Below are 24,016 nucleotides of genomic sequence, written 5' to 3'. Positions count from 1 at the left end.
CCACCTGACCCCATGCCGAACTCAGCAGTGAAACCGCTCAGCGCCGATGGTAGTGTGGGGCCTCCCCATGCGAGAGTAGGTCATCGTCAGGCACTTATTCAGAAACCCAGCTTCGCCAGAGGCTGGGTTTCGTCGTTTGGGGGCCTCCCATGGAGAGTAGCGGAGCGCCGCCCGAGTCATCGTCAGGCACTTATTCAGACACCCCAGCTTCCAGCGAAGCTGGGGTTTTTCTTTTTGGGGAGCCTCCCGGGTGCCTGGTCACTCATGAAGGGTGATGCCCGAACGCTTACAATTAGGGTTCAAGAGGTCCTGCTTTAGCGGCTATGCTGACGGAAGTGTTCGAGAAAAAGTGATGTAGAGGAGCGTTCATGCGCCTGAAAAGGGAAGAGAGTCTGCTGCTGATCGTCGACCTCCAGGCTGGCCTGTTGCCCGTCGTTGATGGTGGAGAACAAGCTGTCACCGAGGCGGCCTGGCTGGGCGGTGTCGCCGAGGCGTTGGCGATACCGGTCTGGGTTACCGAACAATACCCGCAAGGATTGGGCGGCAGTGAGCCGCGCCTGCTGGCGTCACTGCCGAGTCACAAGCTCTGGCAGAAACTGCACTTCGATGCCCATGCCGAGCCTGACTTTGCCGGTGCCTTGGCGGATACCGGCAGGCGTCAGATCATTCTCTGTGGCAGCGAGGCCCATATCTGCGTCATGCAGACGGGGCTCGGGTTGCTGGCAGCCGGCTACGAAGTGTTCTGGCTGAGCGAGGCTGCCGTGAGCCGGCGCGCTGAGGAAGCCCAACTGGCCAGGGAGCGCATGGTGCACTCTGGTGCCATATCGGTAAGTGCCGATATGGTGGCCTATGAGTGGCTGCATCGTTGTGACGACGATTGTTTCAAGGACGTCCATCGCCGCTTTCTCAAGCCGCGCTCCGCACGTCCTCTGCGCTTTTTCTAGCCGGTCGTCGTCTAGCCCTGCTTCTCACGCCGGACAAAGACCAAGGTATCGCCTTCCGACATGGCTGGATTGAAGGCATAGCCCGCGGTGTCGAATTCCCTGAGGCCTTCCGGATCGTCCAGGCGCTGTCGAATCATCCAGGCGGCCATGAGCCCCCGCGCCTTCTTGGCATAGAAGCTGATGATCTTGAACTGTCCGTTCTTCTCGTCCTTGAACACCGGGGTAATGATGCGTGCATCGAGCCGCTTGGCGTCGATCGCCTTGAAATATTCATTCGAAGCCAGGTTGACCAGCACATTCGAGCCGCTTCGTGTCACTGCCTCGCCCAGTTCGGTGGTCAGCCTATCTTTCCAGAAGGCGTAGAGGTCCTTGCCGACGGGGTTGGGCAGGCGGGTACCCATCTCGAGACGGTAGGGCTGAATGAGATCCAGGGGGCGCAACAAGCCGTACAGCCCGGAAAGGATCCTCAGATGCTCCTGGGCGAAGGCATTGTCCTCCTCATCGAAGGTGGCAGCCTCGAGGCCGACATAGACGTCGCCTTGGAAGGCTTGTGCCGCCGGCTTGGCGTTCTCGGGTGTAAAGGGGGGCTGCCATTCGGCAAAACGTGCGGCGTTGAGCCCGGCCAGCTTGTCGCTGATGCCCATCAACTCGCTGAGTCGCTGCGGTGAGTAGTCGGCGAGGATATGGATCAGCTCGCGGCTCTGGTCGAGAAAGTCCGGCTGCGAATAGCGGGCCGTGGTCGCCGGAGTCTCGAAATCCAGCGTCTTTGCAGGCGAGATCACGCTCAGCATGGGGCGCTCCTGTACCGGTCAGTTGGGTCTGGGAATGGAGCGAGTATATCAAGAGCAGCGCAATACCGGGCCTATCGTACTGATAGTTTCGAGGGAATGGCTCTACGGGCAGGGGTTGGAGTGTCGTCGATGGATGGCCTCGATACCATCCAGCACGGTTTGGTCGAGCTTGAGGGACTCGCTGGTCAGGTTGCTCTCCAACTGATCCATGGTGGTGGCACCGATGATGTTGCTGGTCAGGAAGCTTCGTGAATTGACGAAGGCCAGGGCCATCTGCGCAGGGTCCAGGTCATGCTCACGTGCCAGATCGACATAGGCGCGGGTCGCTTCCTCGGCCTGCGGCGAGGTATAGCGCTGGAACCGCTCGTAGAGGGTAAGACGGGCCTTTGTCGGGCGCGCGCCATCCAGGTACTTGCCGGAGAGCACACCGAAGCCCAAGGGAGAATAGGCCAGCAGGCCGACGTTCTCGCGATGGGCAATTTCTGCAAGCCCAACCTCGAAGGTCCGGTTAAGCAGGTTGTAGGGATTCTGGACGGATACGATACGAGGCAGGTCGAGCCGCTCGGCCAGGTGAAGCGAACGCATCACGCCCCACGGTGTCTCGTTTGACAGGCCGATGGCCCGAACCTTGCCGGCATCCACCAGTTCCTTGAGGGCGCTGAGGCTTTCCTCCAGGGCGACGGCACTCTCCTCCTCGTCATGCTCATATCCTAACTTGCCGAAGAAATTGGTTTTCCGGTCCGGCCAGTGCAATTGATAGAGATCGACGTAATCTGTCTGCAGGCGCTCGAGGCTGGTGTCGATGGCCTGGTGAAGCTGCTCCCGGGTGAGGCGTGAGCCGCCGCGTAGATGCCCGAGTCCAGGGCCGCTGGCCTTGGTGGCGATGATGATGTCGTCTCGGCTGTCCCGGGCCTTGAGCCAACTGCCGATATAGGCTTCCGTACGACCCTGGGATTCCGGACTGGACGGTACCGGGTACATCTCGGCGGTATCGATGAAGTTGATGCCGAAGGCCACGGCGCGATCTAGCTGCTCATGCGCCTCGGCTTCGCTATTCTGCTCGCCGAAGGTCATGGTGCCCAGGCACAGGCGGCTGACCTCTATGCCTGTACTGCCAAGCGGTCGCGTCTGCATCATCGCTCCTGTCGGTGTTTGTCAGTGTCGAATGACATGCTATCCGAGCCCCACCAAGGCGGCAAATACCAAAGGGTTGAGTCGCCAGCGGGGCGAGCGTATGCTGGCCACCCATCCAGCCCCTATCTTCGAGGACTCGCCCATCCGTGACGCTGCCGACACTGCTGGATATCGAAGCGTCCGGATTCGGACGCGGTAGCTACCCCATTGAAATCGGCCTGGCACGGGCCGACGGCAGCTGCTGCGCCTTTCTCGTTCAGCCCTTGGAGGAGTGGGTCCACTGGGACCCCAAGGCAGAACTCCTGCACGGCATTTCCCGGGCCCGCCTGATGCGTGAGGGGCTGCCGATCGCCCAGGTGGCGCGCTGGCTCAATGATGAGCTGTCGAGTGTCGGTGTGGCGTACAGCGACAGCTGGGGTTACGACAATACCTGGCTGTCGCTGCTGTTCCATCATGCCGGTATGCTGCCCGCCTTTCGCCTCGAGACACTGCGCATCCTGCTCGATGACGGTCAACTGGCGCTTTGGCATGCCACCCGGGAAGCGCTGGTGAACGAGTTGGGCATCCATCGTCATCGTGCCGGTGAGGACGCCCGACTTCTCCAGCTCACCTATCTACGAACCCGGGAGTTGGCGGACAGCCCTTGAGGCCTGTCATTTCTTCCTGGCCACGGGGGCCCTCTAGCCTTCACCACTGACCGAGAGCAACACCTTGCCGATGTTGGCGTCCCGCTGCACGTGGGCATGGGCGATTTCGGCTTCATCGATGGGCCATGTCTGGTCGATCAGTGGCTGGATCTCGCCACTGGCCAAACGGGGCCAGACATGCGTCAGCAGGGCATCGAGGATGGCACCCTTGGCGGCGGGCGGCTTGGCGCGCAAGGTGGAACCAATGAAACGTTGGCGCTTCATCAGCATGCGCCCCATGTCGAGCTCTCCGTGGCGCCCTCCCATCAGGCCAATCAGGATCAGCCGGCCATCGGCATTGAGCACGCCCTGGTTATCGGCCAGATAGCTGCCTCCAACCGGATCGAGAATCACATCCGCGCCTCCCCAGGCCTTCACCGCATCCACGAAGCTGCCCTGATGGCGATTCCAGCCTCCAGCGGCGCCGAGCTTGTAACAGGCTTCCAGTTTCCTGTCGCTGCCCGCGGTCACGAAGCAGGGATGGCCAAAAGCACGGCACAGCTGGATGGCTGCCGTCCCCACACCACTGGCACCCGCATGCAGCAGCACACGCTCTCCGGCAGTGAGCCTGCCTTCCATGAACAGGTTGAGCCAGGCCGTGGCAAACACCTCGGGCAGGGCGGCGGCTTCACGCAAGCCGAAGCCGTCTGGCACTGGCAGCACCTGGCGCGCGTCGACCACCACGTCTTCGGCATAGCCGCCTCCGGCAAGCAGCGCGCACACCCTGTCGCCGGGTCGCAGGCTTTCCACGCCGGGGCCAGCCTCAGCCACGGTGCCGCTGATCTCGAGCCCGGGGGTATCGGTAACCCCGGGTGGAGGCGGATAGTGCCCGGCGCGCTGCATCAAATCGGCACGGTTGACACCGGCCCAGGCTATGCGGATGCGTACCTCTCCTGCTGCGGGGCTATCCGGGGCGGGAAGCTTGCGCCACACCAGGCGCTGTTGCTCGATGGCGATGGCATGCATGAGGGCTCCTTGGGGGTTCAAGCGTTGGCGAGTTGTGCTTCCAGTGCGTCCAGCAGGGCCGAGGGAGTCTCGGCATCGATCAGGCGGTTGCGGGTCCGGCCGTTGAGGAAGCCCTGTTCCACGATAGCATCGAGGAAGGTGAGAAGCGGCGAGTAGAAACCTGCCGTATCGAGAACGCCAATGGGCTTGTCATGCAACCCCAGGTACTGCCAGGTCCAGACCTCGAACAGCTCTTCCAGGGTGCCAATGCCGCCGGGAAGGGCAATGAAGGCATCGGCATGGGCTGCCATGCTGGCCTTGCGCTCATGCATGTTGTGCACACGAATCAACTGTGACAGGCCCTCATGGGCTTGTTCACGCTCCACCAGGTGGTCCGGCATCACCCCGATCACGTCGCCACCCTCGGCGAGCACCGTGTTGGCCAGCTCGCCCATCAGGCCGATACGCGCCCCACCATAGACCAGGCCATGACCACGGGCGACCAGCGCCCTGCCCAAGTCTCGAGTCGCCTCGATGAAAGCGGAATCCCGGCCATCCCGGGACCCCAGATAGATACAAAACCTCGACATGTTTCCTCCTTAGGCAAGGGCACCGTTCTAGCGTGAACGCCGCTGTGCTATCGATTGCGCGAGACGCCATGTTTCATGGCAGGCAGGCGGCGACGTCGTACTCTTCGTCCATCCACTGGCCTATGACGTTGTTCCCGCACAGATGGTGGGCATATTGGGTGTGCAGGCAGCGCACCTGGTCCCAGTTGCCGATGCCGCCGATACCACGGCTGCGCAACAGGGATTCGTATCCGAGGCGCAAGACCTCGTCGCGTTGGGTATCGTTCATGCAGCGCCAGCGTGCCTCGACATAATCCCGGTGGCTGGCATGGTATGCGGCCAGGAAGTCCGCATCCTGGCGGAGGCGAATTTCCAGCTGCTTGATCACGCCGCTGGCTTCGATACGCGAGATCTCGACCTTGAGGCGCCCGGAGCAGAGCCAGTAGAGGGTCGGGAAAGGCTTGCCATCGACGATGGGAGCCATGCGCAGCACCAGGGGGGTACCTTTGCCATCAACGGCGGCCATGGCTTCGATGCCGCGAGGGGGGCGCCCCAGCTGTTCGGCAATGATGGCCAACTGACGTGAGTCAGGCATCTGATCGGTTTGGATCACCATCGTTGGGGTCCCGTACGAACTTGTTGGAGCGGCCCACGGCGCGAAAGAACGTCCGGTTGAGCTGCTCGGGGGTGGGCACGTAGCCCCTCCACTGCCGTTCGCAGTACTCGTTGGCCCGCATCATCAGCACGTCGTAGAGGCGATTGAACGGGGCATCATAATCGTAGGGATCCGCTCCGAACAAGCGGATGTGCGGGTAGTCCGCGAACCGCTCGATAAAGTAACGCTCCAGGTCGGCTTCAACGGCACGATGCTGGTCGACATTGTCGGGGTCGAGCCAGAGATTGTAGCGAATGGCCATGATCGGCTCCTGACGAAGAAGATAGCCCACTTGGTATCATGACTGTGGGACCACATGGCACCGATTTTGGCTCAGGGGAGAATCAAGATCGAGCGAGCGGTGCGGTACTGGCGTTGCTGAGACGTATCAGGTCAGCCGGCGCCAGGCGGATTTCCAGCCCGCGGCGCCCACCGCTGACATGAAGCACCTCCAGGCCCTCGGCGCTGATGTCGAGATAGGTAGGCAGCTTTTTCTTCTGTCCCAGGGGGCTGATGCCACCCAGCACATAGCCGGTGGCGCGCTCGGCCTCGGCCGCTTGCGCCATACCGGCACGGCGGACACCGGCCGCCCTGGACAGCGCCTTGAAGTCCAGCTGGGCCGTCACGGGCACGATGGCAACCACCAGGCGGCTGTCATCCAGGCTTGCCACCAGGGTCTTGAACACGCTACTCGGGTCGAGGGACAACGCCTGGACCGCTTCCTCGCCATAAGCCGGGCTCCGAGGATCGTGCTCGTAGCTGAGCAGGGTGAAGTCGGCGCCATCGCGCTCCAGCGCCTTCACGGCAGGTGTCATGCGTTTGAAGGCTCCTCGACAAGCCGCAGGTGTGTCTCCAGGGCGGCACGCAGCTCGCCTTCGATGGGTACGGCACGTTTTTCGGTATGGTCGAAGTGGACCAGTACCGTGTGCCCCAGGTTGGTGAGCACGCCCTTCTGCCAGGCCTCCTGAGTCACGGTGAAGGAGCTGTTGCCCAGCCGGCTCAGGTAGGTGCGCAGCTCGATATCACTGCCATAGTGCAACTCGGCCCGGTAGTCGATCTCCATGCGTGCCATGATCAACTGCCACTTGCGTGGATCCAGGTCTGGCGTGAACAGGCGAAAGAGATCGTTGCGTGCCAACTCGAACCAGGCCGGTAGACGGGTGTTGTTCACATGACCCAGGGCATCGGTGTCATAGAAGGCGGGTTCGATGGTTCGCACGAACATGGTGTATTTCCTTCTTCTCTATATCGGAGGTACTGAATGGAGAGGCAGGCTACCAGCATTGTCCCGAGCAAACGCTAGGTCAAGTACCCGTTTCTGATCGTGACTTGTGCCAGGCCTGGCGCCGGGTCCACCCCAGCAGCCACAGGGGCACCACCAGGCTGCCGGCACGACATGGGCTGTCTAGACGAGCCGTAGCCCTTGGCGGTCGGCCCAGGCGGCACCCACCGCATGCGTCAACACGTCACGAAGATGCCTAGGCAGGGCCATTCTGGCCGCCTCGACATCGTCGAAACTGCGGTTGCGCAGCCAGCAGTAGGCCCAGGTACAGGCCTCCTCGTCGCTCTGAGGCACGGGGCGCGCTGGCATCTGCATGAGCAGGAACGTTGCGGTGCGTGCCGCCCATAACGGAATCGCGTCACTCGACTCGGGACGACTCCAGGCTGCGAGTATCTCGCCGTCGGGAGTCGTGTCGGGATCGCCCAGCTTTGCTACCCGAGCGGTTTCGGCCAGGATCAGCGCCAGTCTGTCCGGTTCGCCGCGGCCCAGGTGCCGCCATTGATCGATCAGGGCCGGCATACCCTGTCGCACCTTGGCATAGAAGCCGCTTTGCGGCATGGTTTCGGTCATTGTTGGCTACTTCCCTGATGCGAGGAAAGAACATGGAGTTCGATTTTGCCACGCCTGTCGAGCGTCGCCACCCAAAAGAGGGAAAGTGGCCGACGCAGAAATGGCACCGCTATGGTGACAGGGTATTGCCGCTTTGGGTGGCCGACATGGACTTCCTCTCGCCGCCTGCGGTCATCGAGGCATTGCGTGCAAGGGTCGATCATGGCGTCTACGGCTACGGCCTGGTGCCGGACAGCCTGCAGCAGACCCTATGCGAGTGGAGCGCTCGGGAGTACGACTGGGCGATCGAGCCCGACTGGCAGCTATGGCTCCCCGGCGTGGTGCCAGCCCTTCACCTGGCCAGCCTGGCGCTGACAGAGCCCGGCGACGGAGTTCTGACCGTCACCCCCATCTACCCTCCCTTCCTGCAAGTGGCGGAGCGAACGGGGCGTCTTCCGCAGCAGGCCGCCCTGGCGGAGCCCGCCAAGGCTGGCGATACCTGGTGGCTCGATATCCAGGCACTGGAAGCGGCCATCACCCCTGAAACCCGGCTGCTGCTGTGGTGTCATCCTCACAACCCCACCGGCCGGGTCTGGCGACATGAGGAAATGGCTGACCTGGCAGCGCTGGTGGCTCGCCATGACCTGCTGGTGGTGTCCGATGAACTGCATTGCGACCTGTTGCTGGACGAGGATGCCGTGCATCGACCGCTGGCGGCAGCCTTCCCGGCGCTTGCGGCTCGCACGATCACCCTCTGGGCGCCCTCCAAGACCTTCAACCTGGCCGGCCTGACCACGGCCTGTGCCGTCATCCCGAACGATGCCTTGCGGCACCGTTTTGCCAAGGCCATTCGGGGGCTGATGCCGGATGGTAACGTATTGGGCCTGGTCGCCGCCGAGGCGGCTTATGCTCGTGGCAACCCCTGGCGGCATGCGTTGATCGAGGTGCTGCGTGGCCACCGCCGTACCCTGGTTGAACGGGTGGCCTGCTGGCCGGGGGTCGCCATGAGTGAGCCACAGTCGACCTATCTGGCATGGCTGGACCTGCGTTTGGCGGAAGGACTGGTCGGTCGAGACGGCTTGCCTCAGCAGGTATTGCTGCGCGACGCTGGAGTCGCGCTGTCGGATGGCGCCGACTTTGGCTGGCCCGGGTTCGTGCGGCTGAATTTCGGCACCACGGCCACGCAGCTCGAGGAGGCGCTGGCAAGGCTCGACGGTGTGCTGAAGGTGTAAGGTGCTCCGTCAACACTGCATGGACGACGACCCAATCGCGGTCGCCGTCCACGTGGCAGGTCAACAAGACAGCGGGTCAATAAAGGAGGGTGAAGAGCCTGCGGCGATAGGTCACCGTTAGCGGATGGTCGGCTCCCAGCGCATCGAAGACGCGCAGCAGGGTCTTGCGTGCCGCGTCTTCACCATAGCCCCGATCCGACTGCATCAATGCCAACAGTGCTTCGAGACCGGTCTCGTAGTCGCCGTCGGCCACCTGACGCAATGCACGCTTGAAGCGTGCCTCGCTGTCGTCACGCCCTTCCAGGGCGGCAAGCTCTTCGCTCGATGGCGCCTCTTCCCGGAACTCGATGCTGGCGCGCACCCCCCTCGCCTGCGCGGCGTCCCGCTCTTCCGGTGGCAGGCTGTCAAGCAACGCCAGGGCCTCCTGGCCGCGCTCCTCGGCCACCAGCGTGCGAGCCAGTTCCACCTGATAGGCGTAGTGCTCCGGGTTCTGCTGAACCAGTTGCTCATAGAGAGCCCGGGCCGTGGCGATATCCCCCTGGGCCAAGGCGTCGGCTGCCTGTTCCTCGGGGCTGGCCGGGGCATCTTCCACTGGCGGGAAGTAGCGGCTCAGCCACTCGCGAATCTCCTTCTCGGGCAGCGCGCCCTGGAAATGATCGACCAGGCCACCCTGGCTGATCAGCTTGACATCGGGAACCGAGCGCACACCCAACTGGGCGGCGATTTCCTGGTTTTCATCGATGTTGAGCTTGGCGAGAACGAAAGCCCCGTTGTACTCCCGGGTGAGCTTTTCCAGAATAGGCATCAGCACCTTGCAGGGCTCGCACCAGGGCGCCCAGCAGTCGAGAAGGACGGGAACCTGGGTGGAGATTTCCAACAGCTGCTGGATGTTGTTGCGATCGACATCGATGATCAGCTGCGCCTCTTCCGGTGCGGATTCTGCCGTTGGAGCGGTAGGCTCCGGAGGGGTCAAGGGGGCACCGCTGCGAGGGTCGACGATGGACATGGCGTGGCCTTTCATGAAGGTGAATTTGTTCGATAGATGCGGGTGGCGGGCACCGGATTCAAGGGCAGGCTGGCATTGACGCGTCACTGGGACGTTGGTTGGCGTTGGTCAAGGTGGCGGGGCATCCGGGCGAGCGCTGTGGTAGTCTCGGATTCGTCTTGCCATAACGGGGTCAGATGCCCCGATCACGAGGAACCGTTGATGGCGACATATCAACTGAACAGCAGTAGCGACCTGATCGATAATCCATCCCCTCGCTGCGCCTGTATGCTGGTGCTGGACACCTCCGCCTCGATGTTCGGTCAGCCGATGCGAGAACTCAATGCCGGCGTGCAGGCTTTCATCTCCGCCATCAAGGAGGACGATATGGCTGCCTGCTCGGTCGAGCTGGGAGTCATCACCGCCGGGGGCAAGGTCACGGAGCAGCTGCCGTTCACGACGGCCATGAACATTTCCCAGTGCCGACATTTCACGGCGTCGGGCCTGACTCCGCTGGGGTCGGCAATGGAACTGGCGCTGGATCGCCTCGAGGAGCGCACGGCGGCCTACCGCAAGGCCGGCGTGGCCTATTATCAGCCATGGCTGGTAGTGATCAGCGATGGTGTGCCCACCGACCAGTGGCAGGCGGTTTCCGCCCGGGCCCGTGCCCTGGCGAAGCAGCGCAAGATGGTGGTGATGCCGGTTGGCGTCGAGGAAGCCGACCTCGATGCGCTCAGCGCCTTCTCCACGCGCCCCGCCAAGCGGCTCGATGGCTTGAAGTTTCGTGAATTTTTCCTGTGGCTGTCGGCCAGCATGAGCCGCGTCTCGGCATCGGCTTCCACGACGGAGCAGATCAAGCTGCCGCCCACGGATAGCTGGGACAGCATCTGAGTCGCCTCATGCAGGCAGGCATGGACGGAACAGGCGACGCGGCGGCGAGATGGGATCGATACAGCCGGTGACGCCTGCAGCCCGAGCCGGGGAGGAGGTCTAGTGGCATTGCGCGGACGCATGGTAACGGATTCGTTGGGCAAGGTTCGCCGGCTTGGCAAGCGCCTGGAGCGCGGTGGTGAAGGGGAGATCTTCGCCCTGCAGGATCGCCAGGACGTGATCGTCAAATGGTATTACCCCGAGGTGTTGAAGAAGCGAGGCGACGAATTGCACCGCAAGGTAGAGGCCATGCGTGAGCTGCGCGACGCTCAGATGACCCGCGACGTCTGCTGGCCCCTGATTCGCGTCTTCGACGACCAGCATCGCTGGATCGGTTTCGCCATGTATCGGGCGCAAGGGGTCAAGATGGGTTTCCTGGCCCATGCGCTGCTCTATCAGCGCTATTTTCCCGGCCTGGACCGGTCCAGGGTCGTCGGCTACCTGATCCGCTTCATCGAGATCGTGCAGCAGCTGCATCGTGCCGGTGTCTGTATTGGTGACTACAACCTCAATAACGTCTTCTGCATGCCGTCCACCCAGCAGGTCACGCTCATCGACTGTGACAGCTACCAGCTGCGCGTTGGCGGCACTTTCTACCCATGCCCCGTCGGCAGCCCCGACATGACGCCCAAGGAACATCAGGGCGTGGCCTTTCGCAATATCGTGCGCACCTCCCAGAGCGAGGCATTCTCTCTGGCCATCGTGCTGTTCAAGTGCTTGATGCTGGGGCGGCACCCCTACGACATCGTGGGAGGCGACGATCCGGTCAGGAACCTGAGGCGCGGCAACTTCGCCTATGGCGAGGGTGGGCGCGATGTCCCTGAGGGGGCGTGGTATGACCTCTGGCGCGAATTGCCCGAGGGGATCCGCGACATGTTCGTCACCACCTTTACCTCGGGGGCCAACGTCCCGCGGCATCGTGCCACGTTGCCGCAATGGCATGCGGCACTGACCGAATATCGTCAGCAACTGGAATCAGGGGAGTGCTCCCGGCGACTCATCGGGCCGGGCAGTTCGAAGAAATCGCAGGTATTGCATGCCAGATGAGTTGATTCATGCAGACCCCACGTGCCATCCGTTGAACTGGGCCGCCCTGGCGGTGGCAACCGCCGGGCTGTCGCACCTGGAAGCCGGGCCACCGTTACCCTGTCAGGATGCCGCGGGCGCTGCTGCTGGGGAGCGGTCGGTGCTGATCGTGGCAGATGGCGCCGGCAGTTCGCCGGCCTCCGATCAGGGAGCCAGAGCGGTAGTGACCGCTGTCATGCGGCTGCTGGACACCCTGGAAGCGCAGGTGGCGCGGCTCCTGGATCGGGCGGGGGGCCCCGATGAGGAGAACATCAACCAGTTCGCTCGCCTGTTGGCCAAGCACGCCAGGGGCGTGCTGATGGACCTGGCGGAAGCGCAATGTCGGCCGGTCCGGGACCTGCGCTGCACCCTGCTGGTATTGGTCACGGGGCGTTCATATCTGATGTGGCTCAAGGTGGGGGACGGCGCCATCGTGATCGAGCAGGCGGTGCCGGCCGATCCCGACCTCGATAATGGTGGGCCCGGCGTGGCGCCATTGCTGATCACCCTGGGGGAGCCCGGACGCGGTGAATTCGCCAACCAGACGACCTTCGTCGACGACAGGCTCGAGCCCGACCAGGTGCAGTCGGGCAGCCGGCCGGTCGGGCAGATGACCGGTGCCGCGGTCATGACTGACGGCGCGGCCGAAAAGCTGGTCTCGCTGGATGGCGGGCAGGTTTCCGGCCAGCTCAGCCACTGGCTCGATGGCCTGCGCCGAGGAAAGCTGCGCCAGCGCGACCTGGTCCGGCTTTTCTACAGCGAGGCCTTCTGCCGAGGCACCACGGGCGACGACCGCAGCATTGCCCTGGCCGCGCGCGACTTGCCGCAACAGGCGCTAGAGTAGAGAAAAGTGATAGCGGGCGCGCTTTGCTCACCCCTGGGCCCAACAAAAAAGCCGAGATATAAAAAATCTCGGCTTTTTCAAAGCTTGGTAGCGGGGGCCGGATTTGAACCGACGACCTTCGGGTTATGAGCCCGACGAGCTACCAGACTGCTCCACCCCGCATCAACGTGGGGCGAATTCTACGCTTTTTCTGCGTTATGTCAAGGGGGAGCTTATCGTTCGTGCACGTGGCGCTCAAGGGTCCATACTCACAAAGGATGCTTGAACGAAGCACCTTTCGAGTAGCATCCTGTAACAGAGAGCCTGTTGATGCAGGTCAAGTATAATTTGCGATACAAGCGTCATGATCAGGGAGGTGGGATATGACTCAATCAGCGCCCGTTGCTTGGGTAACCGGCGGAACCGGTGGTATCGGCTCGGCGATTTGTCGTGCTCTTGCCTCAGCGGGATATCATGTTGTCGCGGGTTACCACAACCCGGAAAAGGCGAAGACCTGGCTCGAGACTCAGAAGGCCGACGGTTTCGACAACATCTCCCTGTCGGGGGTGGACCTGACCAGTTATGAGGCATGTGAGGCCGGTCTCAATGAGATCCAGCAGGCACATGGCTCTGTTGACGTGCTGGTCAACTGTGCCGGGATCACCCGGGACGGCACCATGAAAAAGATGACCCCGGACCAGTGGCATGAGGTCATCGATACCAATCTCAACAGTGTCTTCAACACCTGCAGGAGTGTCATAGGGGGGATGCTCGAGCAAGGTTACGGCCGCATCATCAACATCTCTTCCATCAATGGCCGCAAAGGGCAGTTCGGTCAGGTCAACTATTCCGCCGCGAAGGCTGGCATGCATGGCTTGACCATGGCGTTGGCGCAGGAAACCGCTACCAAGGGCATTACCGTCAATACCGTGTCGCCGGGCTACATCGCCACCGACATGATCATGAAGATTCCAGAAAACGTGCGTGAGGCGATCCGCGAGACCATCCCGGTCAAGCGCTATGGCACACCGGAAGAAATTGCGCGGCTGGTCCTCTTTCTGGCCGACAGGGAGTCCGGTTTTATCACTGGGGCCAACATCGATATCAATGGTGGCCAATTCATGGGGTAGTGAACCGCGGGAGGCCTTGGCCTCCCACAGTCATGTCAGGGGGGAGGCAGGTGGGTCAACCGTGTGAGCAGGACATCCAGCTCGCCCACTTCCCGCTCCCACTGTTGCGGTGACACCGGGCCCGTTGCCAACAGGTTGCGAAGTACGGCCCGGACCTCCTCGGCACGGTTGAGCTCCCGGCCGAGTCCTTCATTGAGCCGCTCCACCTGGATGGCCAGGCGCAGCGGCTCATCTTGCTGGCTGGTTCGGCCCATGGCCAGCAATGAGAGATGAACCCGTAACCGAGCCAGTTGCTCGGCGATCTCGTCAGTGGCGGGAGGGCGGCATCGTGCCGCGTTGCGCTGCTCATGGGCGTCCCGCATGTCCTCGGGCAGGGAAAGGGTGTCGGCCGGGATCACGGTCTCGGCGATGCCTTGCTCCGCCAGCTTGGCGTCGGCGCTCAGGTGGGCGTCCAGCAGTGAGCGGAAAGCTTGCCAACGCTGGACTTCCTCGGCTACGGCCAGGCGTGTCAGCCGCTCCCTGCGTGCGCGAACAATACCGCTCCAGCGGCGGAGCATGCCCTCCGTGCGCCTGCCCGGGGGTAGGGGCTCCAGGGCCGCGGCCTGATCCATGGCCTGTCCCAGAACCTTCCGGTCCGCATGGCACGTGGGTTGCCAGGCGTCCAGGCGGTCGATCAGGGTCTGCATCTCTTCCAGCCGTTCCCTGACGCGTTGGGAGCGGTCGTCCCGCTGAGCATCGCGAACGGCGAAGATCCGATCGCAGAGTTCCCGAAATTCACGCCACAAGGACTGCTCCTCGCCGCGTGGTGCCCGGCCAAGCTCCCGCCAGCGCTGCTGTAGCGCCTTGGCCTCGTCAGCACGTACCGTAGGGGGCATCTGGCGCTCAAGCAGGGCTCTGGTCTCTTCGATGAGTTTCTGCTTGGCATCGGCCACTTCCCGGGCCCGCTGATCAATGAGCCCCTGCAGCGTATGGCGGATGCGCCCGAATCGGCGGCCGATGGCTTCCGACTGGTCGCGTGGCACCGGTGAGTGGCGGCTCCACTCCTCACGGGCATGGTCTCTAATGCGCCGGAGCGCATCCGGGTCTGCGTTCTCGGCGGGCGACTCCAGCAGTGCTTCGAGCTGTTCGCACAGGGCGATACGCGCCTCCAGGTTGTGGGCGCGGTCGACGTTCAGCTGCTCCCGCCAGGGCGCGAGGCGTTCGTGGAGGCGGTCGGAGGCGGCGCGAAAGCGTTCTGACAGCTCGCGATTCGCCGCCGCGTCACCCAGTGCCTTCCAGTCACGGATCAGTTGACGATGGCGTCTGTCGAGCTCGGTGTCTGGCTGGCTGGTATCTTCGGCAAGTTCGTCGATGGCCTGGCAGAGCTGTTCGCGCTTGGGGGCGGCGACGAAGCCGCGCCAGTCGCGCAGCTCGGCGAGTTGTGCGCCGAGCCGTTTCAAGGCGGCCTGATGAGGAAGAAGAGCGCTCTCGGGAAGCGACTCGGCTCGATGTCGCAGGCTCTGGTGCAGGCGGCTGGCGCCCTTGAAGGCGCCTCGATCGAGCAGTCGTTCCAGTTGGATGAGGTCCTCGCCGAAACGAGCCAGCCGGGAATCCAAGCCATTACCTTCTGGACCGTCACTGCCGGCCAGCTCACGCTGGGCGCGGTTGAGAAGGGGGGGAAGGGGCAACTCGTCGGGCCATTGGCAGGTTTCCAGGCAGGCCGCCAGCCGTGCCCGGTCCCGCTCCGCCAGGGCGCGCTCGATCCGGGGTGCCTCGGCATCGAATCGCTCCCACGCCGTCAGGACCAGATCATAGTCGGCCAGTACGGCGTCGTAGCGGGCCCGCAGGACCTCGTCCGTGACATGCAAGTCGGAAAGTGTCTGCCAGCGATTGGCCATGAGCCGCTTCTGTGAGCGTAGGCTGGCGATATCCTGCGCGGTCAGTCTGTCGCCCTTGGGCAGCCCGGCGATGCTCTCTTCCAGCGTGTCCAGCAGGGACTCTCGTGCCTTGGTTGCCTGCTCCCGCCGGCGGTTCGTCTCAACGTGGGCATGCTCGCGTGCTTCATGGTCGGCGATCACCTTGCGGCATCGTTGACAGGCATCCTGGTAGCGGCGCTCCTGGCCGGCATCGGCCATGTCCTCAAGGGCGTTCCACTCCCGGGCCATGTGCCGGTAACGGCCGGCGTAGAGTGGCTCCCAGGGAGCCCTGGCCTGGGCTTCCAGCTTGACCAGCAGGGCTTCGCGTCGCTCCCGCTCGGCGTTGAGTGAGGCCGCATCGGCTCGTAGCCGGCCAAGCCGCTCGCGAGCCTGGCGCATGACCTGGCGGTCGCGGCGGGCCTTCTGGGCCAACTGGTGCAGGCCTGCCTCGCTGGTCACCCGTGACGCGGCGGCATGCCGAACGACGGCAATACTGTTGTCACAGGCCTGCTGGATGAGATCGACCTCCTGGTCGAGCCTCGCCACGGCTGAGAGTCTCAATTGCTGGTTGTCCCCTTGCAGGGCGATGGCCGACAGCAGCTTTCTGTCGCTGAATTCCTCCACGAACTTCAGCCGCTGCGGCAGCTCCAGGTTGCCCGCTCTTCCCGAGATCAGGTCCGCCAGTCGCTGATATAACTCGGGGTTGTCCTGCCTCTGCTCGACAAGTTGCCACAGTCTGCCAGGCTCTTCTAGCTTGTCCACTGCCGCCAGGCGTATGCTGGGATCATCGTCGAGGCACAGCGTTTCCAGCGCCTGCCGATGTTCGGGGCGCGAGGGGTCGAGATGGGCGACGGCCTGGTAGCGCACCTGGGTATCGGGGTGTTGCCAGCGTGGGGCAAAGAGGCGTCGAAAAAATCCGGGCATGGGGCGTCCTGAACGTGAGAAGCGCAAGGCGTGCTGCCAGCGCGTGCCGTATTGTTGCTATCGAGTCGGCGTCTAATGTCTGTATCTAAGCACGCGGCGAGGCTGCGGAAAAGCCTGGGGGGCGGGCGGCTGTAGTCATATGGCGACAATGTCATCAACGGCCCGCTGGCCGTATGATCAGTTGCAGGGGCGAGGGGACTCGCTTAGCTTTAGTCCCACGACCCGACAACACCCGAGTGGAGTCCGGCAATGAGTTTGAACGTGGAGAGGGCAAGCATGGCATTCACCTTCAAGGGTGGCATGCTGCCAATGACGGTCATGGAACTGGCCAGCGCAGACCCGGAACGCATCCGTGAACAGCTTTCCGGCAAGCTCAGTCAGTCCCCCGCTTTTTTTCAGCACACTCCCGTGGTGCTCAGTGTAGAGAAGCTCGACGAGCCTCACCTGGCACTGGAGAGAATCTGCGCCGTGTGCCGGGCTCACAAGCTGCTGCCGGTAGCGGTGCGGGGTGGCTCCGACCCGGTCAAGCAGTCGGCGTGGGCGCTGGGATTGGGCTGGTTTCCCCCTTCCGACAGCGGGCGCGCTCGAATGCTGGAGGGGGTCGCCACTACCGATGCGGCGCCGGCGCCGGACGAGTCGGTGCCTGGCCGCGCGGAAAGCACCGCCAGCGGCGGCCGTATCTACCGAGGCACGGTACGGTCCGGGCAGCAGGTGACCGCCCCGGAGGGAGACCTGGTGGTCATCGGTGCCGTGAATGCTGGCGCCGAGGTGCTGGCCGCAGGCAGCGTCCACGTCTACGGCGCCCTTCGCGGCCGTGCCCTGGCCGGTATCCATGGCGACACCCTGGCTGGCATCTTCTGCCGCGAGCTGCGTGCCGAATTGCTCTCCGTGGCCGGTAATTACAAGCGTCTCGAAGACATCGACCCTCAGCTGCTGGGCACATCGGTTCAAGTCACGCTCAGCGACGCCCAGTTGGGGATTACTTCCCTGACCTAGGCGCAACCTCCCTCGAGTACCGATTCATCGTTTTTTTTTCAACGTTATCCAAAGGGAAACACATCTTGGCCAAGATCATCGTAGTGACCTCAGGCAAGGGTGGGGTCGGCAAGACAACCAGTGCTGCAGCCATCGCCACCGGGCTGGCGCTGCGCGGCAACAAGACAGTCGTCATCGATTTCGACGTGGGCCTGCGCAATCTCGACCTGATCATGGGGTGCGAGCGTCGTGTCGTCTATGACCTGGTCAATGTCATCCAGGGCGAAGCCGGCCTGAACCAGGCACTGATCCGCGACAAGCGGGTCGACAACCTCCATATCCTGCCGGCCTCCCAGACACGAGACAAGGATGCCCTCACTTCCGAGGGAGTGGAGAAGATCCTCGAGACCCTGAGCAAGGATTTCGACTACATCCTCTGTGATTCCCCGGCCGGTATAGAGCGTGGCGCCCAGTTGGCCATGTACTATGCCGACGAGGCGATCGTGGTGACCAACCCCGAAGTGTCTTCGGTTCGGGATTCGGACCGTATCCTGGGCCTGCTGGCGTCCAAGACCCGACGGGCCGAGCGTGGCGAGGACCCGGTCAAGGAGCACCTGCTGATCACCCGTTACAACGCGGCTCGCGTCGACCATGGCGACATGCTCAACCTCGAGGATATTCGCGAGATTCTGGCCATCGATCTGATCGGCCTGATTCCGGAGTCCGAAGCCGTGCTTCGTGCCTCCAACCAGGGGGTTCCGGTCACCCATGATGACAATAGCGATGCGGGACAGGCTTATGCCGACACCGTCTCGCGCCTGCTCGGTGAGGAAGTGCCGCTGCGCTTCCATGAATCCCAGAAGAAGAGTTTGCTGAGCCGCATGTTCGGAGGAGGTCGCCGGTGAAGTTGCTCGAATTCCTGAAGCGCGAACGCAAGAAATCCGCGTCGGTCGCCAAGGAGCGACTGCAGATCATCGTGGCCCACCAGCGTAGCCAGCGCGGTCAGCCGGACTATATGCCGATGCTGGAGAAGGAGCTGCTGGAAGTGATCCGCCGTTACGTCCAGGTGGACGACGATGCCATCAGTATCAGCCTGGATAGTGAAGACAATTGCTCGGTGCTGGAACTCAATGTCACCCTGCCGCGTAGTTGAGGGTGGGCGGGCCAATAGGTCGAGGCGGCGGGCTGAGGCGTCGGCGAGGCTATGCTAGTCTGTGCCACTCAGTGACGCAGAGTCAGGAGACACCGCGCCCATGGCGAAGCCCGATGCCGCCCCGATGACCTTTCTGTGGCATGACTACGAGACCTTTGGCGCCGATCCGCGTCGCGACCGCGCCTCGCAGTTCGCTGCCATTCGAACCGATGCCGACTTCAATGAGGTCGGCGAGCCCGTGGAGCTTTTCTGCAAGCCCGCCGATGACTATCTACCGCATCCCCAGGCCTGCCTGATCACCGGCATCACGCCACAGCAGGCGCGTCGTCGCGGGTTGCCGGAAGCCGAGTTCGCCGGACGCATCCATGCACTGATGAGTGAGCCGGGCACCTGTGCCCTTGGCTACAACAGCCTGCGCTTCGACGACGAGATCAGTCGCTGCCTTTTCTATCGCAACCTGCTGGACCCCTACTCGCGGGAGTGGCAGAACGGCAATTCCCGTTGGGACCTCATCGATGCGGTGCGGGCCTTTCATGCCCTGCGGCCGACCGGCATCGAGTGGCCGAGGCGTGAGGATGGCGCCCCGAGTTTTCGCCTCGAGGACCTCACCGCCGCCAATGGCATCGTTCATGAAGGGGCCCACGACGCGGTGGCCGATGTGCGTGCCACCATTGCGCTGGCCAAGCTTCTCAGGCAGTGCAATCCACGGCTTTTCGATCACCTGCTGCAACTGCGCAACAAGCGTGAGGTCGCCCGGCGCCTCGACGTGCCCAGCCGCAAGCCGGTCTTGCATATCTCGCGCCGATACCCTGCCAGCCGTGGTTGCAGCGCGTTGGTGGTGCCGCTTGCCGAGCATCCCACCAACCGCAACGGGGTGATCGTCTACGACCTTTCCGTGGACCCGGAGCCGCTTCTGACGCTCGGTGCCGAGCAGATACGTCAGCGTGTCTTCGTCAGCAGCAGCGACCTGGCCGAAGGCGAAGAGCGGGTTCCGCTCAAGGTCATACACATCAACCGCAGCCCGGTGATCCTGCCCTCTTCGGCATTGAAGGACGTGGAAGGCCCGCGCAAGGGGGAGTATGGCGATATCGTCGAGCGCCTGGGGTTGGACCTGCCTGCCTGCCGCGCCAACTGGAAGCGATTGGCCGCCAGCGCCGATGTGGCGCGCAAGGCGGTGGAGGTCTTTGCCCAGCCCCCTCCCGAGGGGCCTGGTGATCCGGATCTGATGCTCTATGGCGGGGGGTTCTTCTCGCCCGCCGACCGCCAGCAGATGCAACGCGTGCGCGATACCGATGCCTGGGATCTGGTAGGTGCCCGCTTTGCCTTCCAGGACCCGAGGCTCGAGGAGATGCTGTTCCGCTACCGGGCCCGCAGCTATCCCGACACGCTGACCAGCGAGGAGCTGGTTCGCTGGGAAGCCTTCCGGTGGGAGCGCTTGAACGATTCGACGGTGGCCGGCTTCACCCTGAAGGATTTCGCTCGTGAGATCGAACGGCTCAATCAGGAGGTGCTGAGTGATCGTGACCGCCAGGTTCTCGAAGAGCTGGTGATGCACGTCGAGGCGATGATGCCGCCACAGGCGTTCGACTAGTCGAACGCCTGGTTTCGACCCGGCTCTGACACGACAGCGCCCGGCCAGTAGGCCGGGCGCTGCTGATTGCGGGCAAGGGACGGTAGCGGAAGTCGCTCAGTCGTCGGCGTCGGGCAATGGCTTCAGGTGCTGGGTCAGGGCCGCCACGTCGCTAGGCTCGTCGCCCGGATCATAGGCGATGTTGACGACGGCCGCCTCGCGCAACTCGGGCCAGGTCTGGCGCAGGTCATCGGCGGTCACGACCAGGACGGCTTCCGCCAGGCGCTCGCGACGGTCGAAGTCGGTATCGCCGAATGACATGGCCCGCCACAGGCGGTTGGTGCGCCCCGATAGGCTGGTATCGCGCTGCAGCAGGTTGTCACGGACAGCCTGTCGGTACGGTGCCAGATCGGCGTCGTCCAGCTCGGTCAGTCGGATATCGAACTCGTCCAGGAAGGCGTCCACATGCCCCTGGATCGTGTCGCTGGGCGTGTCGGGGGATTGCACCAGCAGGCTCAGGCCCGGGGCGTCGAGCAGCGGGGTATAGCCGGCGTTGACCACGTAGCCAAGCTGTTCCTCGGTGCGCAGTCGCTGGTAGAAGGGCGTGTCGATGACCTGCCCCAGCACCGCCAGGCGGGCCTGCGTCTCCAGTGAGCGGTCGTTGCCCTGAAGATAGCGCAGCACCAGAGACTCTTCGCGTGTGGTGACAGGATGCAGCGTCGGTAACGCGCCCTCGATGCGCAGGGGCTCCAGGTCCGGGATCCTGTCCTCGGCAAGCGACGGCTGAAGCGTGTCGGCGATGCGCTGGCCTTCGAGGACGGCTGTCTCGGCGTCCAGGTTGCCCACCGCCATGGCTTCCATCCGCAGTGCGGCAAGGAAGGTGTCGCGGAAGTCCCGCAAATCATCCGCGTCAAGTTCCCTGCTGGCATCCAGCAGGCTGTCGGTGGGCCAGTGAGGACGAATCAGGGCCTCCGACAGGGTGCGATGCCCCTGGCGGAACAGGGACGACTGTGGAGCGTTGCGCCACTCCCGCTGCAGGCGATAGCGGACCCGCTCGAAGCTGGCCTCGTCGATCTCGCCGCGCTGCAGTTGCTCCAGGGTGTGCTGCATGACCCGCCCCTGGCGGTCCCGCCAACCCGAGAAGGAGAGGGTGATGCCGCGGGCGTGGGCATAGGCTTCCGCATGCTGGCCGGCCAATCGGGCCGGATAGAAGTGCTCGTTGAGGCTGTCATCCAGCCAACCGGCCAGCAGGTGAGCGAGGGCGGTGTGCCGAGGGTCGCTGCTCGCTTCGGGGTTCTGCAGACTGATGCGCCACTCCACCTTGGGGGTGTTGAAGGTGGCGTCAGCCATGTGCCAGAGCGTAAAGCCAGCTTCGTCCAGCAGTTGCGCGGGGCGTTCGTGCTGTTCCTCCAGAAGCGTCAGATCTTCGGCGATGAAGGGATTGGGTTCGGGCAGGGCCAGGCCGGGCAGGGGGTCTGCCATCGTCCCGCCTGATGTGACATCGCGCCAGGGGGTATTGAACCACGGCGAGGTTTCGTCACCTTCGACGTCCGGTGCACTGTAGAGGCGCAGCAGCGTTTCTGGACGCAGACTGTCCAGGTAGTGCTCGATCCGTGCGCGGTCGAAGCCATCCATCCGGTAGGCGGCGTATTGCACGTCTTCCACCGGGAAGCGTGCCAGGTTCATGGCCAGGCGCATGGCACCCTGCAACGGTGAACCGTGCTGCTGGAAGCGGAACTGCTGCTCGGCGAGCTGGGCCTGCTCGTCGTAACGCCACTCATCCAGGCCCGACTCACGGATCTGCTCGATGACGGCAAACAGGGTGGACTCGATCTCATCCAGCCGTTCGGCGCCGGCAGGCGTAAGGCTCACATTGACGGTGAACAGCGCATGCTGCCCGTCGCCGCGCGATATTCCGGCGGAAAGGCCATCGGCCAGGCCTGCTTCACGCAGCACGGCCAGCAGGCTGCCGTCGCCTTCATGCCCAAGCAGGTGGGCCAGATAGTCAGCGGGCTTGTGGCGGTACTCCTCGATGGGGTCGGGCACCGGGAACATGAAGCGGACGTGGCGGCTGTCGCGGGCGGACTGGAGTTCCAGGTGGCGCGGCAGGTCTTCCCTGTTCACCAGTGGGGCTTCTATCACCGGGCGTTCCAGGCCACGGTCGGCAATGGCGGCGAAGCGCTCGGAGACCATCGCTTCCAGCTCATCCAGCGGCTGCGGGCCCACCAGGGCCAGGTGCATGACATTGGCGTCGTAGTGGCGCTCGTAGAAATCGATCACCCGTTCGCGCAGTGCCGTTTCTCCTTCGGGGGGATCCAGGGTCTCTCGGCTGCCGACCGAGAAGCCGGTGGTGGGGTTGTCGGGGTTGAGTACCTGGTTGAGCACGTCGTTCTCGCGGCGACCATCATCGCGGATGCGTGCCATGTACTCGGAGTGCACGATATTACGCTCGCTCACCAGTTGGTCGGCATTGAACAGCGGGGTGAGGAAGAACTCGCTGAAACGATCCAGCGCGCCAGGAAGGGCTTCCGGTTCGATGTCGAAGAAGTAGTTGGTGTCCTGGGGAGCGGTAAAGGCGTTATGGCTGCCGCCGTGGCGGCGAAGATAGCCCTGATAGGCCTCCGCTTCGGGGAAAGGCTCGGTGCCTAGGAACAGCATATGCTCCAGGAAGTGTGCCAGTCCGGCCAGATCCTCGGGGTCCTGGGCACTGCCCACCCCCACGTTCATCGAGGCGGCGGCCCGGTCGGCTTCGGGGTCGCTTACCAGCAGGGCGGTGAGGCCATTGTCCAGGGTCAGGACTCGATAATCGCGTGCATCATGAGGGCTGACATGCGGTGCCACGACTTCAGCGATGGCATCCCCGGAGTCGACGTCCTGCTCATCCGCGTGCTGTGCCTCGACGAAAGCGCCCGGTAGCAAGGCGCCGGCCAGGAACAGGCTGCCGGCCAGTGGCAGGAAGGACCGCCGACCGGGGCGGCTTGAAAGCATTGGGGCAACAAGGGTGGGCATTACGTCTCCTGTTCGTTCCAGCGCAGCATGGGCCCCGTAGGGTGCGCGCAGGCCGAGTCCTGATTCATGGGATCGTTCACACGTCTAGATACCGGAAAGGCGCCCAACAGTTCCCGTGGTGCTGGGGTCAATAGCCGTTTGGCGATTTCCGAAGGCGTGCCGGGGTCGAGCCAGCGTTCGGCGTCATCAGGCGCGATCACGGCGGGTAGCCTGTCACTGAGCGGTGCCAGCAGGGCGCTGGTCGGTACGGTGATCAGCGCCATGGAGTCGGTATGGTCGGTCAGGGTCGTGTGGTAGCGGCACCAGAGGCCGGCCAGCAACAATGGCCTGCGGTTGGTGCTCGTCACCAGAAAGGGCTGCTTGAAGCGCGGTTGCGGTTTCCAGATGTAGACCCCCCCTGCCGGGACGAGGCATCGCCGAGCCGCGAAGGCCTCCCTGAACATCCGGCGCGTCTCCAGTGACTCGGCCCGGGCACAGTGCGGGGCATGATCGAGTATTTTCAACCATGGCGGTGTCAGACCCCAGAAGGCCCGATCCAGGCACATGGCGCCGCCTTCGAGACGAATGTGCGATATCGGCCGGCGTGGCGACAGGTTGGCGGCAGTGATAAGGGGTGCATCATGGCGCAGGCCCGGCAGCAATCGTTCGGTGTCGAGAGAGGGAATGAACAGGCGTCCGGCCATGGGGCCTCCGTGAGTCGAGGTGGCGTCAGGGTAGCCAAGTCGAGGAGGAGTGGAAAGGGCTTGGCTCGCAATGGTCGAAAACAGTGT

At 63.5% G+C, this 24,016-nt stretch carries 24 protein-coding genes, 1 tRNA gene and 1 rRNA gene; 12 read left to right on the top strand and 14 right to left on the bottom strand.

The window, feature by feature from the left end; translation table 11 throughout:
• Window positions 1-92 (top strand): 5S ribosomal RNA (rrf, locus tag C1H69_RS07875); the annotation flags it as partial.
• 276 nt (window positions 93-368) lie between these two features.
• Entirely contained in the window at window positions 369-944 is a 576-nt protein-coding gene (locus C1H69_RS07870; RefSeq protein ID WP_102652842.1) for an isochorismatase family protein, read from the top strand.
• A gap of 11 nt (window positions 945-955) precedes the next feature.
• Here the strand turns inward: C1H69_RS07870 and yaaA are convergent, their stop codons facing one another.
• The gene (yaaA, locus tag C1H69_RS07865) at window positions 956-1,735 is read right to left on the bottom strand and encodes a peroxide stress protein YaaA (protein WP_102652841.1); all 780 of its coding nucleotides are present in this window, start codon (window positions 1,733-1,735) and stop codon (window positions 956-958) included.
• Between the two features lie 102 nt (window positions 1,736-1,837).
• On the bottom strand, window positions 1,838-2,869 hold the full coding sequence (locus C1H69_RS07860; RefSeq protein ID WP_102652840.1) for an NADP(H)-dependent aldo-keto reductase: 1,032 nt from the start codon (window positions 2,867-2,869) through the stop codon (window positions 1,838-1,840).
• Between the two features lie 146 nt (window positions 2,870-3,015).
• On the opposite strand from C1H69_RS07860, the gene C1H69_RS07855 reads away from it, so the two are divergent.
• A complete protein-coding gene (locus C1H69_RS07855) occupies window positions 3,016-3,516 on the top strand; it encodes a 3'-5' exonuclease (RefSeq protein ID WP_102652839.1) in 501 nt (166 codons plus the stop codon).
• Between the two features lie 33 nt (window positions 3,517-3,549).
• Here the strand turns inward: C1H69_RS07855 and C1H69_RS07850 are convergent, their stop codons facing one another.
• The 7 genes from C1H69_RS07850 to C1H69_RS07820 form a co-directional block, all read right to left on the bottom strand.
• Entirely contained in the window at window positions 3,550-4,521 is a 972-nt protein-coding gene (locus C1H69_RS07850; protein ID WP_102652838.1) for an NAD(P)H-quinone oxidoreductase, read from the bottom strand.
• A gap of 17 nt (window positions 4,522-4,538) precedes the next feature.
• Complete coding sequence (locus C1H69_RS07845; protein WP_102652837.1) at window positions 4,539-5,090, bottom strand: LOG family protein; 552 nt, start codon at window positions 5,088-5,090, stop codon at window positions 4,539-4,541.
• 73 nt (window positions 5,091-5,163) lie between these two features.
• Entirely contained in the window at window positions 5,164-5,685 is a 522-nt protein-coding gene (locus C1H69_RS07840; RefSeq protein ID WP_102652836.1) for a DUF501 domain-containing protein, read from the bottom strand.
• Complete coding sequence (locus tag C1H69_RS07835) at window positions 5,657-5,986, bottom strand: hypothetical protein (RefSeq protein WP_102652863.1); 330 nt, start codon at window positions 5,984-5,986, stop codon at window positions 5,657-5,659. The genes C1H69_RS07840 and C1H69_RS07835 overlap by 29 nt, the downstream gene beginning before the upstream one ends.
• Window positions 5,987-6,068: 82 nt before the next feature.
• Entirely contained in the window at window positions 6,069-6,539 is a 471-nt protein-coding gene (gene ybaK / locus C1H69_RS07830; RefSeq protein WP_102652835.1) for a Cys-tRNA(Pro) deacylase, read from the bottom strand.
• Window positions 6,536-6,949, bottom strand: a complete 414-nt coding sequence (locus tag C1H69_RS07825; RefSeq protein WP_102652834.1) for an acyl-CoA thioesterase — start codon at window positions 6,947-6,949, stop codon at window positions 6,536-6,538. The genes ybaK and C1H69_RS07825 overlap by 4 nt, the downstream gene beginning before the upstream one ends.
• A 180-nt stretch (window positions 6,950-7,129) precedes the next feature.
• The gene (locus C1H69_RS07820; protein ID WP_102652862.1) at window positions 7,130-7,564 is read right to left on the bottom strand and encodes a hypothetical protein; all 435 of its coding nucleotides are present in this window, start codon (window positions 7,562-7,564) and stop codon (window positions 7,130-7,132) included.
• Window positions 7,565-7,608: 44 nt separating this feature from the next.
• Between C1H69_RS07820 and C1H69_RS07815 the strand changes: the two genes are divergently transcribed.
• Window positions 7,609-8,787 carry a MalY/PatB family protein gene (locus C1H69_RS07815; protein ID WP_102652833.1) on the top strand — a complete coding sequence of 393 codons (1,179 nt, stop codon included), beginning with the start codon at window positions 7,609-7,611 and terminating at the stop codon, window positions 8,785-8,787.
• A 76-nt stretch (window positions 8,788-8,863) separates the two neighbouring features.
• On the opposite strand, the gene C1H69_RS07810 is transcribed toward C1H69_RS07815, so the two are convergent.
• Window positions 8,864-9,793 (bottom strand): tetratricopeptide repeat protein, encoded by a 930-nt coding sequence (locus tag C1H69_RS07810; protein WP_102652832.1) that lies wholly within the window; start codon window positions 9,791-9,793, stop codon window positions 8,864-8,866.
• 201 nt (window positions 9,794-9,994) lie between these two features.
• Between C1H69_RS07810 and C1H69_RS07805 the strand changes: the two genes are divergently transcribed.
• The 3 genes from C1H69_RS07805 to C1H69_RS07795 all read left to right on the top strand — a co-directional run bounded on the left by C1H69_RS07805 (window position 9,995) and on the right by C1H69_RS07795 (window position 12,611).
• Entirely contained in the window at window positions 9,995-10,663 is a 669-nt protein-coding gene (locus C1H69_RS07805; protein ID WP_102652831.1) for a vWA domain-containing protein, read from the top strand.
• 102 nt (window positions 10,664-10,765) lie between these two features.
• Window positions 10,766-11,749: a kinase gene (locus tag C1H69_RS07800; RefSeq protein WP_240609867.1), complete on the top strand. Its 984-nt coding sequence runs from the start codon at window positions 10,766-10,768 to the stop codon at window positions 11,747-11,749.
• Window positions 11,739-12,611, top strand: coding sequence for a PP2C family serine/threonine-protein phosphatase (locus C1H69_RS07795; RefSeq protein WP_102652829.1), 873 nt, complete (start codon window positions 11,739-11,741; stop codon window positions 12,609-12,611). Before C1H69_RS07800 ends, C1H69_RS07795 begins: the two co-directional genes overlap by 11 nt.
• Window positions 12,612-12,696: 85 nt before the next feature.
• Here C1H69_RS07795 and C1H69_RS07790 read toward each other — a convergent pair.
• Window positions 12,697-12,773: transfer RNA gene (locus C1H69_RS07790), tRNA-Met, on the bottom strand.
• Window positions 12,774-12,973: 200 nt separating this feature from the next.
• Between C1H69_RS07790 and phbB the strand changes: the two genes are divergently transcribed.
• The gene (gene phbB / locus C1H69_RS07785; protein WP_102652828.1) at window positions 12,974-13,720 is read left to right on the top strand and encodes an acetoacetyl-CoA reductase; all 747 of its coding nucleotides are present in this window, start codon (window positions 12,974-12,976) and stop codon (window positions 13,718-13,720) included.
• 35 nt (window positions 13,721-13,755) lie between these two features.
• Here the strand turns inward: phbB and C1H69_RS07780 are convergent, their stop codons facing one another.
• The gene (locus C1H69_RS07780) at window positions 13,756-16,539 is read right to left on the bottom strand and encodes a DUF349 domain-containing protein (protein WP_102652827.1); all 2,784 of its coding nucleotides are present in this window, start codon (window positions 16,537-16,539) and stop codon (window positions 13,756-13,758) included.
• A gap of 249 nt (window positions 16,540-16,788) precedes the next feature.
• Between C1H69_RS07780 and minC the strand changes: the two genes are divergently transcribed.
• The 4 genes from minC (at window position 16,789) to sbcB (ending at window position 20,258) form a co-directional block, all read left to right on the top strand.
• Window positions 16,789-17,535 carry a septum site-determining protein MinC gene (minC, locus tag C1H69_RS07775; RefSeq protein ID WP_102652826.1) on the top strand — a complete coding sequence of 249 codons (747 nt, stop codon included), beginning with the start codon at window positions 16,789-16,791 and terminating at the stop codon, window positions 17,533-17,535.
• A gap of 65 nt (window positions 17,536-17,600) precedes the next feature.
• On the top strand, window positions 17,601-18,419 hold the full coding sequence (gene minD, locus C1H69_RS07770) for a septum site-determining protein MinD (RefSeq protein ID WP_102652825.1): 819 nt from the start codon (window positions 17,601-17,603) through the stop codon (window positions 18,417-18,419).
• Window positions 18,416-18,667, top strand: a complete 252-nt coding sequence (minE, locus tag C1H69_RS07765) for a cell division topological specificity factor MinE (RefSeq protein ID WP_102652824.1) — start codon at window positions 18,416-18,418, stop codon at window positions 18,665-18,667. Before minD ends, minE begins: the two co-directional genes overlap by 4 nt.
• A 100-nt stretch (window positions 18,668-18,767) precedes the next feature.
• Window positions 18,768-20,258: an exodeoxyribonuclease I gene (gene sbcB, locus C1H69_RS07760; RefSeq protein WP_102652823.1), complete on the top strand. Its 1,491-nt coding sequence runs from the start codon at window positions 18,768-18,770 to the stop codon at window positions 20,256-20,258.
• 96 nt (window positions 20,259-20,354) lie between these two features.
• Here sbcB and C1H69_RS07755 read toward each other — a convergent pair whose 3' ends face one another.
• Complete coding sequence (locus tag C1H69_RS07755; RefSeq protein WP_240609866.1) at window positions 20,355-23,246, bottom strand: insulinase family protein; 2,892 nt, start codon at window positions 23,244-23,246, stop codon at window positions 20,355-20,357.
• Complete coding sequence (locus tag C1H69_RS07750; RefSeq protein WP_102652822.1) at window positions 23,246-23,929, bottom strand: SOS response-associated peptidase; 684 nt, start codon at window positions 23,927-23,929, stop codon at window positions 23,246-23,248. Before C1H69_RS07750 ends, C1H69_RS07755 begins: the two co-directional genes overlap by 1 nt.
• Window positions 23,930-24,016 lie beyond the last annotated feature (87 nt).

Source organism: Billgrantia endophytica, assembly GCF_002879615.1.
GTDB lineage: Bacteria > Pseudomonadota > Gammaproteobacteria > Pseudomonadales > Halomonadaceae > Halomonas > Halomonas endophytica.
The sequence above is the reverse complement of the archived record's forward strand: the minus strand, read 5'-3'. Positions and strand labels throughout refer to the sequence as shown.